At 64.2% G+C, this 12,714-nt stretch carries 9 protein-coding genes; 3 read left to right on the top strand and 6 right to left on the bottom strand.

The annotated features are described in order from the left end of the window. Positions 1-79 precede the first annotated feature (79 nt). The 3 genes from AC0NID_RS13090 to AC0NID_RS13100 all read right to left on the bottom strand — a co-directional run bounded on the left by AC0NID_RS13090 (position 80) and on the right by AC0NID_RS13100 (position 6,796). Positions 80-1,609: an ABC-F family ATP-binding cassette domain-containing protein gene (locus AC0NID_RS13090; protein WP_473455932.1), complete on the bottom strand. Its 1,530-nt coding sequence runs from the start codon at positions 1,607-1,609 to the stop codon at positions 80-82. Between the two features lie 572 nt (positions 1,610-2,181). Then, positions 2,182-5,430 carry an excinuclease ABC subunit UvrB gene (uvrB, locus tag AC0NID_RS13095; protein ID WP_473455931.1) on the bottom strand — a complete coding sequence of 1,083 codons (3,249 nt, stop codon included), beginning with the start codon at positions 5,428-5,430 and terminating at the stop codon, positions 2,182-2,184. 112 nt (positions 5,431-5,542) lie between these two features. Continuing rightward, entirely contained in the window at positions 5,543-6,796 is a 1,254-nt protein-coding gene (locus AC0NID_RS13100) for a hypothetical protein (protein ID WP_473455929.1), read from the bottom strand. A gap of 352 nt (positions 6,797-7,148) precedes the next feature. On the opposite strand from AC0NID_RS13100, the gene AC0NID_RS13105 reads away from it, so the two are divergent. From AC0NID_RS13105 to AC0NID_RS13115, 3 genes are all read left to right on the top strand, one after another. Next, positions 7,149-8,186, top strand: coding sequence for a CapA family protein (locus tag AC0NID_RS13105; RefSeq protein ID WP_473455927.1), 1,038 nt, complete (start codon positions 7,149-7,151; stop codon positions 8,184-8,186). A gap of 325 nt (positions 8,187-8,511) precedes the next feature. Further along, positions 8,512-9,480 (top strand): hypothetical protein, encoded by a 969-nt coding sequence (locus AC0NID_RS13110; RefSeq protein ID WP_473455926.1) that lies wholly within the window; start codon positions 8,512-8,514, stop codon positions 9,478-9,480. A 355-nt stretch (positions 9,481-9,835) separates the two neighbouring features. Next, positions 9,836-10,006, top strand: coding sequence for a hypothetical protein (locus AC0NID_RS13115; RefSeq protein ID WP_473455924.1), 171 nt, complete (start codon positions 9,836-9,838; stop codon positions 10,004-10,006). Between the two features lie 252 nt (positions 10,007-10,258). On the opposite strand, the gene AC0NID_RS13120 is transcribed toward AC0NID_RS13115, so the two are convergent. The 3 genes from AC0NID_RS13120 to AC0NID_RS13130 all read right to left on the bottom strand — a co-directional run bounded on the left by AC0NID_RS13120 (position 10,259) and on the right by AC0NID_RS13130 (position 12,495). Beyond that, complete coding sequence (locus tag AC0NID_RS13120) at positions 10,259-10,759, bottom strand: hypothetical protein (RefSeq protein ID WP_473455923.1); 501 nt, start codon at positions 10,757-10,759, stop codon at positions 10,259-10,261. A 167-nt stretch (positions 10,760-10,926) separates the two neighbouring features. Next, a complete protein-coding gene (locus AC0NID_RS13125) occupies positions 10,927-12,054 on the bottom strand; it encodes a hypothetical protein (RefSeq protein WP_473455921.1) in 1,128 nt (375 codons plus the stop codon). A 6-nt stretch (positions 12,055-12,060) separates the two neighbouring features. Beyond that, on the bottom strand, positions 12,061-12,495 hold the full coding sequence (locus AC0NID_RS13130; protein ID WP_473455920.1) for a hypothetical protein: 435 nt from the start codon (positions 12,493-12,495) through the stop codon (positions 12,061-12,063). Between the last annotated feature and the right edge of the window lie 219 nt (positions 12,496-12,714).

Raw genomic sequence — 12,714 nt, forward strand, 5'->3', positions numbered from 1 at the left:
GCATCACCGTGTCGGCAACCCAAGGACGTGGCGCGCTGCCTTGATCCGACAGGTTGGCGGAATTTTTTGCCGCAAAGCTTCAACCGCCCATCTCGGCGACCTCCCGGAAGAAGTCTTCCGGACTGTCGATCTCGGTCAGCCGCCGCTTTTCGATCAGCCAGAAGCGGTTGCCGATCGCCCTGATGAAGGAGCGGTCATGCGAGGCGAGCACGCAGCTTGCCTCATGGGCGAGCAGTTCCGTTTCCAGCGCTTCCTGGCCGTCGATGTCGAGATGGTTGGTCGGCTCGTCGAGCAGGTAGAAGTTGGGGTTGGCGAGCCTGAGCGCCAGCATCATCAGACGCGCCTTCTGCCCGCCCGACAGCACGCCGATCCTGCGCTCCTGCATATCGATGCTGACGCCAGCACCGGCCAGCAGTGAACGGGCGCGCTGCTCGCCGACATCGAATCTGCGCGAGACCATCGCCAGCGGCGTGTCGTCGCCGCTGATGCCCGACAACGCCTGGTCGCTGTAGCCGAGCACCGTCGACGGCGTCACCTTCACGCCTTGCGCTGCCATCTCCGGCGCGACGATGGCGTTCCTGATCAGGGTGACGAAGCGCGACTTGCCGACGCCGTTGCGGCCAAGCAGCACGATGCGGTCGCCTTGGCAGATGTGGCGCTTGCCAGTCCTGAACAGCTGCGTGCCGTCAGGCGTTTCGACAGCCACGTCGTCGAGCGTGATCAGCACCTTGGCATGGGTGCCGCGATTGGCGAGCCTTATCGCGCCTGCAGATTTCTCGCGATGCGCTGGTGCCGCCGCATCCTCCAGTCGCTCGGCGCGCTGGTTGAGCTGCTTGGTCTTGACCGTCAGGAGGTCGCTGCCAGAATTGATGCCGATATTGTTGAGCTTGGCTGCCTGCCGGCGCAATTGCTGCGCCACCTTCATGTCGCGCCGGAACTTTCGCTCGGTCGAGGCATCGATTTCGCTCAAGGCATCGCGCGCGCGCGAATAGGCCAGCGAGAACACCGGCGATTGCTCGGGGCGCAGGAACAGCGTGCGGTTGGTGGTGGCATCGAGGAAGGCGCGATCGTGGCTGGCGATCACCACCGGCACCTCGCGCGGCAGTGTGTTCAGCCAGGTCTCAAGCTGGCTGATTTTGGCGAGATCGAGATGGTTGGTCGGCTCGTCGAGCAGCAGCACGTCCGGATCGGGGACCCAGACGCGGGCGATCAGCGCCAGCCTTTGCCAGCCGCCGCTCAGGGCACGCATCGGCCGCTCGCGCATCGGTTCGAGCACGTCAAGGGAGTCGAGCACCACGTCGACGCGCCATTGCTCGCTCTCGACCTGCTCGGCCGGCAAGGCGTCCGCCACCACCTGGTGAAAGGTACGGTCGAGGAGGGCAGGCGGAACGGACTGCTCGACATGGCCGACGCGCAGGCCGCGCGTGCGGGTGATGTCGCCTGATGTCGGTTCCATCTCGCCGGTCAGGCATTTGAGCAAGGTCGACTTGCCGCGGCCGTTGGCGGCAACGATGCCGAGCCGGTCGCCGCTGCCTATGGTGAGGTCAAGATTGGAAAAGAGCGGCGCACTCATGGTCACGCCGAGGGATTTGAGGCTGATCAAGGACATTTGGATTTCTCTGGTCTGCCCGGAGGAAAACTCCGGTTCGATGCACTTTGACGGTGCGCAGCCAGGCCATCAGGCTCGGCGTTGCGGCACCACGAAGGGCAGACCAAAAAATCGAAGCGGGAAAACCCGGACCGTCCCTGGTCAGCCCTGCAAGCAAGCTCGCAGGGCAGCGACAGGGCCGCGCTGACGGTGGTGGTCGATAAACACGCAGCCCTCCTTTCAAGACGTTTGAGTGTGGCAACTGGCTACACCAGGGCAGGGGCAGATGGCAAGGGGGCGCGGGGAGTGAGCGGAGCGCTGAAGCTGCCGATCACCACTTGCGGGCAGGGCATCGCATATGGCTGCGCCAGCCCCCACTCCGGCCGCTGCGCGGCCACCTCTCCCCCATTCCAAGGGGGCGAGAAAACGCCAACCGCCGAGATCGCGGCCTTGAAAAGCTTGGGTTCCTCGCCCCCATGGAGTGGGGGACAAGGTGGCTCGGCGAAGCCGAGACGGAGAGGGGGAGCGCCATATGCGATTGGCCTTCCTCGGTGGGGAGATGTTCGGCAGGACAGAGGGGGCGTGAGGGATCGCTAGCGCCCGGGTCGACCAGTCTTTCCCGGCCGGCGCCTTTCGCGGCGGGTGTCGCCCGGATCCTCGTAAGAGCCGATTCCGGCGCGCTGGCGGACGATGGGTTTGGCGGAATCGTCGCGTTCCTTCGCGCGCCCCTCTGCCCTGCCCTCCTTGCCACCACTCGGCATCTCCCCCACACGGGGAGAGATTGGCTGCGGCTTGGCCGGCACTTTTCCCTCGACAGGCTTCTCGGTCCGCCGCACCGTCATCTCGTCGAGCGAGTTCTTCTTGAACAGCGGTTTGGTCGGCTCTCCGGGAATGCCGAAATCGGAGCCGTGCGCCTCCTCAGCCGTCTGTTTCTTGAACAGCGAGCGGGACACAGCACCGGCGGGCGTCGGCATGTCGGTGACTGGGCCCATGGCGTCGAGCGAAGGTTTTGCGAATAGCGGCTTCTTGACAGGCACGGCGCCGTCGGCGCCCATTTCGTCGAGATGCGGCTTGCGGAAGAGACCCCTGCCGTCGTCGTCGACCGTCCGGTGCACCGCGCGGCCCTTGTTGTGCTTGCCCTTTTCACGGCCCGAGACCGGGCTTTCCATGTCGGCATATTTGGCCAGCGGATCGTCGGAGATCGACAGTTCCATCTCGCGCAGCCGCTTGATTTCGTCGCGGATGCGGGCCGCCTTCTCGAAATCGAGGTTGGCGGCGGCGTCGCGCATCTGCTTGTCCATCGCGTCGAGATGGGCTTTCAGATTGTTGCCCATCATCGCGCCGGCGCTGTCGGTGAACTGCGAGATGTCGGCGCGGACATGATCCTTCTCGTAGACCGAGTCCAGAATGTCGGAGATGCGCGACTTGACCGATTCCGGGGTGATGCCGTTGGCCGCGTTCCACTCCATCTGCTTCTCGCGACGGCGGTTGGTTTCGGCCATCGCCCGCTCCATCGAGCCGGTGACCTGGTCGGCATAGAGAATGACCTTGCCGTCGACGTTTCTGGCGGCGCGACCGATCGTCTGGATCAGCGAGGTTTCCGAGCGCAGGAAGCCCTCCTTGTCGGCATCGAGGATGGCGACGAAACCGCATTCGGGGATGTCGAGGCCTTCGCGCAGTAGATTGATGCCGACCAGCACGTCGAAGGCACCGAGGCGCAGGTCGCGCAGTATCTCGATGCGCTCCAGCGTGTCGATGTCGGAGTGCATGTAGCGGACGCGGATGCCTTGCTCGTGCAGATATTCGGTTAGGTCCTCGGCCATGCGCTTGGTCAGCACGGTGACCAGCGTGCGGTAGCCGGCCTTGGTGGTTTCGCGGATCTCGCCGACGACATCGTCAACCTGTGTCTTGGCCGGACGCACCTCGACCGGCGGATCGATCAGGCCGGTCGGGCGGATGACCTGCTCGGCGAAGACGCCGCCCGACTGCTCCATCTCCCAGCCGCCGGGCGTCGCCGAAACCGCGATGGACAGCGGGCGCATGGCGTCCCATTCCTCGAAGCGCAGTGGCCGGTTGTCCATGCAGGAGGGCAAGCGGAAACCGTACTCGGCCAGCGTCGCCTTGCGACGGAAGTCGCCGCGATACATGCCGCCGATCTGCGGCACGGTGACATGGCTTTCGTCGACGAAGACCAGCGCGTTGTCGGGGATGTATTCGAACAGGGTCGGCGGCGGATCGCCTGGCTGGCGGCCGGTCAGATAGCGCGAATAGTTCTCGATGCCGGCGCAGGATCCGGTCGCTTCCAGCATCTCCAGGTCGAAGCGGGTGCGCTGCTCCAGCCGCTGCGCCTCGAGCAGGCGGCCGGCCCGTTCGAGCTCCTGCAGCCGATGCTTGAGCTCTTCCTTGATCGACTTGATGGCCTGGTTCAGGGTCGGACGCGGCGTGACATAGTGCGAATTGGCGTAGATCTTGACGCTCTTCAGCTCGCCGGTCTTCTGGCCGGTGAGCGGGTCGAACTCGGTGATCGCCTCGATCTCGTCGCCGAACAGCGAGATGCGCCAGGCGCGATCCTCGAGGTGGGCCGGAAAGATCTCGATCGTGTCGCCGCGCACGCGGAACGAGCCGCGGACGAAATTGACGTCCTGCCGCTTGTATTGCTGGGCGACGAGGTCGGCGAGCAGCGCGCGCTGGTCGAGCTGGTCGCCGATCTGCATCTGGAAGGTCATCGCCGTATAGGTCTCGACCGAGCCGATACCGTAGATGCAGGACACCGAGGCGACGATGATGACGTCGTCGCGCTCCAGGAGCGAGCGCGTCGCCGAGTGGCGCATGCGGTCGATCTGCTCGTTGATCGAGGATTCCTTCTCGATGAACGTATCCGTCCGGGGCACATAGGCTTCCGGCTGGTAGTAGTCGTAGTAGGAGACGAAATACTCGACGGCGTTTTCCGGGAAGAACTTCTTGAACTCGGAATAGAGCTGCGCGGCCAGCGTCTTGTTGGGGGCGAGGATCAAAGCGGGGCGCTGCGTCTCCTCGATCACCTTGGCCATGGTGAAGGTCTTTCCCGAGCCGGTGACGCCGAGCAGCACCTGGGTGCGGTCGTTGTCGTTGACGCCCTCGACAAGGTCCTTGATCGCCGTCGGCTGATCGCCGGCCGGCTCGAAATCCGACACCATCTTGATGGCGATGCCGCCTTCGGATTTTTCCGGCCGGGCCGGGCGGTGCGGCGTCCATAAAACGCCGTCCTTGTGCAGCGGGTTGCCGGATTCGATCAGTGCCGACAGCGCGGCCACAGTGGCGGTGACGCCGCTGGAGGTCATGGTCTCGGCGTCTTCGAGAGAGATGTCGAGGCCGGCAACCGGATTGAGGCCGGCCGCGGTGCGCTCCCGTGCGGATGCCGCGCCGCCCATCGAGGTCCCGCGTGCCGTGCGGCCAGGGGATGAAGAGCGTTCGGGAATCTTTTTCGACTTGGCGGCTTCCCTCCCCCTTGAGGGGAGGGTGGCGGCGGAGCCGCCGGGTGGGATCGGTGCCTGCGGGCTCGGCGTTCTGGCGGTGCCTTCTGAGACGACCCCCTCTGTCGCCTTCGGCGACATCTCCCCCTCGAGGGGGGAGATTTGGCGCCCTTCCTTCTCGGCCTCCCGCTCGATCTGCTCGGCCCAGTCGGCGATCGAGCCGGTTAGCGGCCTACCGGACAATTCGGCCTGCGGCGCCTCGGCAAAGCCGCCCTTGTGCAGCGGCTCGGACGCGTCGAGGAAATCGGTCAGCGGGCTGCGCCGCTTGGGCGGCGAAGCGCGATCGTCACGCGCCGGAGGCGGCGTGTTTTTATCAGAAGGTTTGGCCATGCCCCGAATATGGGAGGTATCGGCCAAAATGGAAAGAGCGGAGTGGCGAGGCGCGCGAGACGAAACCAGGCTGCTGACACAAGGGTGTCAGGAGCAATGTCGAAACACACCCTCAGTTGAACCACAGCGCAAAGGTCAAAAACCCGGCGCCGCCGAACTGGCGCTGGATCTGGCCGAACTCCTCGCCGGTGAGGATCTTTCCGCTCTCGAGATAGGGCGCGATGGCCGGGCCGGTGATCGACAGCACCAGGTCGAAGGGTTTTGGTTCGTCGAAGAAGCGCTTCATGTTGATGCCTTTGTCGACGATGCGAAAATGCGGCAGCAAGGTGCGGCCTTCGAGCAGATCCTCGGCCATATCGAGCGCGGCAAGCCAGGCCTGGACCTGCTCCTCGCCGACTTCGAGGCCGGTGAGCGGGCTGGCGCCATTCTGCTGGGGGCCGGGCAGCCATTCACGGTCGTTGTCGGTCTCGGCGCGGATCGCCTTCCAGTCCTCGCGGGACAGCCGGATCATTTCCATGAGATGGCGCCGCGCCGCCTGCCGGCGCTCCGGCTCGACCACAGGCCAGTTGACCAGATGTACCAGCGAGATGAAATCGGCGATGCGCCATTCGGACGACAACATGCCGCCGCCCATGCCGCCGTCCGGCGGAACGAGGGTATCCTGCAGCGGCAGCTTGGCGCGCGGGAACAGCATGTGGAACGAGCCGTCGAAGGCGTTCCTGAAATCATGCGCCAGCCAGAAATCCGCCTGCGCCATCAGGAATTCCGCATAGCCCTGCAGCCAGTAGCCATCGGCGCGGTCGAAGCGGAAGGTGAGGGCGGGTGCGGCCGCGTCTGGCGCACCGCCGCCGCGCGACAGAGTGGCCATGATCGCGGCCGCACTTTCGTCCGGCGCGATCTGGCCGTCCTCGTTGAGATCGATGCCGAGCCGGGTGAGGTCGACCTCCACGCCGATATCGGCATCGGCGGGCACGGACCCAAGCGTGGCGGCGGATTTCTCCAGCCGGTCGCGGAAGGCGACCAGAATGGCGCGGAAGCCGTCATAGGTCAGCGGTTGGGGATTGGGATTGTCCGGCACCGGCAGCCGCATCAGCGGCAGCACCAGGGATTGCGGGCTTTCGAAGCCATGGCGGTGAAGGCCGCCGGCCAGGATCTCCAGCGCGGTGAAGAACTCACCGGCGCCGGCGGCATAGGTTGCCACGGCATCACCGGGCGCGGCGGCCTCCAGCGCGGTAAGCGTGGTGTCGCGGTCCGCTACGGTTTTTGCCTCGAATAGGGCGGCCGGTTCGGGGGCCGCGGCACCGGCGGAAGCAACCGGCAGCAGCAGAATGATGGCGAATGCCAGCAGGCTCGAAAATTGCTTCATCTTGGTCCTTCTCCAGTGTTCCACGCCGATCATACATGCATTTCCGCATGGCGCCCGTGGGGTATTTGGGCCCTGCCATGAGCATGGCGCCGAAGCCTGAAATGAAAAACCCGCCTCGGCGGCGGGTCGTTGGCGCAAATCAGCACCATGAATAAATTCCTAGCATAGCTGCCGTCACCTGTCAAGTTGAACTACCCCACAGCTGCAGGGCAATCGCTACAGGTTGGCGCTGCCCCTCACCTTCTTGCGGTGGGACAAATACCGGCACGGTCGCCGATTATTCCCGACAGAGGCGCTTCGCTGATACAGGCACATCGTCTACCTTGGCTGCTCATTCCGGTACAGGTCGCGCGTGTCGAACTATCCGCTCTCCTACAAATTGTCGTGGCTGCCACGCTTCCTGAAGCCTTCGCTCGGGGGCGATCAACAAGGCTTTGCGCCGGCGGCCGTGGCGATGATGGATCCGCCGCCGGCCAGCGCGGTGCGACTGGCCTTTGTCGGCGATATCTCCGCGGTGGCCAATCGCGAAGCGCCGGAGTGCGATCCGGCGATCAAGGCGCTGCTCGCCTCCGCCGACCTGGTGGTCGGTAATTGCGAAAGCCCGGTGGTGGAGCGACCGAGCGCGGCGATGGGCACGAAGCTCGGCACCCATCATGCCATGGCCGAACGGTTTCTCGCCGAAGCGCTGGCGGCCTTCGGCATCGCGCATGGGAAACTGGTTTTGTCGCTCGCCAACAACCATGTGCTCGACCAGGGCGTCGAGGGTTTCGACGAGACCGTTGCGGCGCTGAGACGGCTCGGCATCCGCAGCATCGGCACCGCCGCCGCCGGTCCGGTCGAACGCCTTGCGGTCGGGCCGCTGACAATGGGCTTTGCCGCCTTTACGCTGTGGCGCAATGCCGACGCGGCTGCGTTCGCGGGCCGCGTGTCGATGCAGGGCGACCCGGCTCAATGGCCGCGCGGTGCCGCCGACGGTGTCGACCTCATCTGTGCAGTGCCGCATTGGGACTGGGAGTTCCGGCATTTTCCGCGCGGCGAGACGCGGGCGCTGGCGCGGCGGCTGGTCGAGCATGGCGTTGGGCTGATCGCCGGCCATCATGCCCATGTCGTGCAGCCGGCGGAACGGATCGGCAAGGCGCTCGTCGCCTATGGGCTCGGCGATTTCCTCGGCACGGCCTTTTCGCGCCAGCCGTGGCCCGGCCGCATCGGCAGCATCCTGACCGTCGATGTCAGCGCCGACGCCGGCATGCGCGGCACCATCGTCGCATACCGGCTGCATGCCTTCATGCGGCTGCGCGCGAGCGGGCATGAGCGGCTGGTTCCTGTCGAGGCGCTAGAGGGTCGGATGCGCAGCAAGGTCGAGGATCGGTTGAAGGCGATCTTCCTGTAGCGCCGTAAGTGGGGGCTAGCTGCACGTTGCCTGTCGCACAAGTATGGCGCCGCCCCTCATTGTCCTGCCGGGCATTTCTCCCCGTATAGTGACGGGGAGAAGACGCTTTCGCTGATGATTTCGCCAATTGTCAGCGTTGCAGAATAAGCGCCGAGTTCGCGTTCCCCCCCCCCTTCTCCCCGTCGCTATACGGGGAGAAGGTGCCGGCAGGCGGATGAGGGGGGGCGCAAACATCTGCTTGAGAAGTGCTGCCTCTCGATGCTGTAGTCGAGATATCGGACAAAACCAGCTATCATGAGCTTGTTAAGGCGTGTGGGGGGTGGCGATGGAAGCAGTGGATTTCATGCCTGATGAAGCTGACGTCGCCGGCATCAAGAGAAATCTCGAGGCCTACGAGGCCAGGAGGGCCTCGGCCTACCGGCAAGTCCGCTGGCGGGTGCCGCTGTTCGTCGGCCTGGTGCTGGTGTTCGTGGCGCTGGTCGCCTGGCTCTTCAACACGGTCGCCGATCCCAACGAGCAATGGTTCTCGACGCCGCATGTGTTGCTCTATGTCGTCGGGTTCGTGGCGGCGATCCTGCTCTATTTCCAGGCGGTCAAGCCGGCGAGCACGTTGCAGCAATCGTACCGCAAGACCTTGCTGCCGATCGTCTTCGGTTTCATCAGGGATATGCGCTATGAGCATGACGTGACGCCGAATTCTTTCGACCGGCTGCCGCGCGAGACGGTCGGCACGTTCAACAGCGAGCGCTTCGACGACATCGTGTCCGGCCGCTACGAAGGATTTCCGTTCGAGCTTTACGAAGCCGATCTGCGGCAGGGCTCGGGCAAGAGCGAGGCGACAGCATTCAAGGGCGTCGTCGTCGCCTTCGAGACCATCGTGCCGTTTCCAGGCATATTGGTGGCGACGCGCCGGACAAATGCGGTCGTCGGCTTTTTCCGCGGCATCTTCGCCGGCAAGATGCAGGAACTGTCATGCGGCGTGCCGGAACTCGATGCCGCCTACGAATTCCGCACCGACAATGCGCAGGCAGCCCAGCCGCTGGTGAGCGGCCGGCTGGCGCAGGCGCTGAAATGGCTCGGCGAAACATGGCCCGACGAACCGGCGCGCGTCGCGCTCAACGGTAGCGACGGTTTTCTGCTCTTGCCGCAGCCGAAGAATTTCTTCGAGCTGCCCGATATCTCGGTGCCGCTCGACTACCAGACGCATGTAGCGCCAATGATATCGGATATCGGCGCGATGCTGGCGACGGCGGCGCTGGTGCGCAAGATCGGGGCGAGAGGCGAGGCGGGCTAAGGTGTGTTGATATTCAGGTGAGGCCGGCCTGCAAACGGCGATTTTCTGCGCTTCCGGTGCTCACGGACCCAAATGTCCGCTCCGCTCGTGGACGAAACGGACATATTGCACGAGTATTTCATCCCACGCGCAGCCTACGCGCCGTTCATCGCGGAGGCCCGGGAGATCCTGCGCAACCAGTCATTACCGGTGCTCAACGCCTCGGTGCGTATCGTCCACAAGGAAGACGTGGCGCTGAATTATGCGCCGGAACCAGCTTATTCGCTGGTGCTCCACATCAACCAGCACACTGATGCCGACGGCAATGCCAGGATGCGCGACCTGACCAGGGCTCTGATCGACGTGACGACCAGGCATGGCGGGCGGTTCTTCCTGCCCCTACCAGTTGCATTACACCGGCAAGGAGCTGCTGGCTTCCTATCCGGCACTGCCGGCCTTCCTGGCGAAGAAACGGCAGTACGATCCGGCCGAGCTGTTCTCGTCGACCTTCTACCGTGCGATCAAGACGCTGAGCGGGATGGCGTAGACGTCAGGAAAGGACTTCTACGGCGCCCCCTCTGTCCTGCCGGACATCTCCCCACAAGGAGGGAGATTGGCAGCTTGCTCGCCGCCTCTCGTCTTGCAACGTTGAAAATTGGCGAAAGCGGTCGCGACATTCGATCTCCCCACCTGTGGGGGAGATGTCCGGCAGGACAGAGGGGGGCGCCGTAGAGTGCTATGTTTCACCAATTCGTTCACCCTATCGTCAGGCATTCAACCTTCGAGACCGACCGAGGGCCTACAGTCCCGTCGGCATCAGGCCGGCCAACCAGTTCATGGAGCGTTTTGCCGCGTCAGCAGTCACGGATGCGGCGCGGCCGAGGTCGGTCTTGACCACGGCGTAACCGTTCTGCGTGCGATAGAGCACCGGGCCGTCGATCGCAGCTTCATAGGCGACGGGCCGGGCAGTTTCTGTTTCCATCGCTGTAACCTGCGATCCGACGGCAATGCTGGGCCGACGGCTCAATTCCGAGGGAAGCGGGCCGGTCGCGGTCCGCATCGCCGTCGTCAATTCAGGATCGGTCGCGGCAAGCTGCGACGACTGCGTTTGCGTGGTGCGGCAAATGCCGGAGACCAGCGGGTAGTTGAAGTTGCGCTCATGCAGCATCTGGCTTTTCATCGCCGCTTCGCAATCGGCGATGGTCGACCACCTGGCCGGCGTCTCGCCGATATATTCGCAAAGCCTGGCATCGCAGTCGCAGCCGACGATGGTCATGGCGACAAGGGCGGTCTTGATCACGGTCTTGTCCCTTCGAGCTACAGCGTTCTTCGCGCCCGAAAAAAGATGCCCGGCGCTGGAACGTCTTCAATCGCCGTGGATCAAGGCGGGATTTGGCCGCGATTGCGGAATGAGGGTGGCGAAGCGTTACGGAATGTTTCGGGAGCACCGGCTGTGGCCGAAAAACCTCAATAGTCGTAGACGTGCTCCAACTTGGCGCCTGCCTTCATCAGCGCCGGCAGCACGGTGTGAAGCTTGCGCACGGCGACGGTTAGCCCCGTGCGGCGCGTGGCTGGCTCTGCCGGGATTTCATAGCTGAACAGGGCGCCGGCGCCGTCGGGAACGGCGATCTCGTCATTGGAGAGCATGGTGACCATGATCTCGTCATTGCCGCCGATCTCGACGAAGGAGACGCCCTTGTCGATCAGGCGCGGGATCATGTCGGTGAACACCTGGTAGCGCCTGGTGACGAAGATCGTGCCGTCGTCGCCGTAGTCGCGCTCGAGCAAGGTGTCCGGCTCGCTGCGCGTCGCTTCGCCGACGGGGCCCTTGGCCCAGACATGGATGTCGAGCAAGGCCGGGTCGGACGCGGCGGTCAGCGCCGACGTGATCAGGTCGGCATAGCCCTGCTTGATCGTATCGGCGAGGCCGAAGGCGAGCTTGCGCTCGCTGGTGCGGACGGCGCCGTCACCCAGTGCCGGCTGGACGGCAAACAGGCCGGCGCGCTTTTCGGCATAGGGAAACTCATACCACGGCACCTGGTCGAGAAAGCCGGCATATTCGGCCGCCACCTTGGCCTGATAGATGTCGACGGCGGCGCGCCTGCCCGATGTCGCCTCGGTGATGCGGCCGACCGTGTTCTCATAGGCCCATTGGAGGGCGTGCTCGATGGTATGGCTGATGCCGATGACCGTCAGCATCTGGTGGTTGGCGAGGTTGAATTCGTAGTCGGTGGCGCGCATGACCATCGCATAGTCCTGCCAGTAGCGGCCGACATACGACCAGTAAGGGAAGCCGCTCGGCTGGTTCCTGTCGATGAAACCGGCATAGTCGCGGGCGGCGTAGACGATCGCCCATTCCGGATAGGTGAGCCAGGTCGATTCCTCCGGCCGCTGGTAGCCGGGAATCTCGGCGCGCACCTTGTCGGCCAGCTTCGCCGGCGGGGCGCCGTCGGCGATACCCGGCGGCGGTGCCGTGTCCGCCGTCGGCGTGGTCAGGAAGCCATAGGCCAGCCCGGCGATCGGGATGAGCACGACGATGACGACCAGCCAGAGGATCGCCTTGACGATGCGCCTTACCAGGCGGAACACGAACATGGCCGGTCAGGCCGCGGCAAAATGGTCGTGCACGCGCTCCGACAGCCGGAAGCCGAAATAGACGGCGAGGCCGCCGATCACGAGGTGCGGCAGGTTGGCGAAGAAACGGGCGGGGAATTCGATATCGTCAAGAGAGCGGAAGCCGTTGATGAAGATGCCGCCGTCGAGGCAACCGGAACCGGTGATCAGGCCGAGCACGCCGTCGAACAGATAGACTGAGCCGAACAGCTTGAAATAGTACACTGCCTGGCGGTGCGAGATGAAGGCGGCGGCCAGCGCCCAGACGCCGGAGAAGGCGTGCAGAAGATCGTCGTACCATTGCAGCGAGAACAGGCCGAACAGATTGCCGCCGGGGTCGTTGAATGCCGGGATGTAGCCGATGGCGACAACGCCGAAGAACAGCAAGGCGTACGCAATGGCAAGCTTCTGGCTCAACGTCATGAAGTTTCCCCCTCCAAGTGACGCTAAACGTTAGCTGATTTTGCTGCCAGTTGCAGCCCCAACCGGAAGACCGTAAAAATTGTGGAGGATGCCAGGTCGTGGATACATGACCGAAACGACACACGACCGAAACGACAGTCGGCGCCGGGATTTCTCCCAGCGCCTCCCTGTCAGATCAGGACACGGTTGCGGCAGCAACTTCCGTAAAGACGTCGCGCC

This window comes from Mesorhizobium sp. WSM4821 (assembly GCF_055901555.1).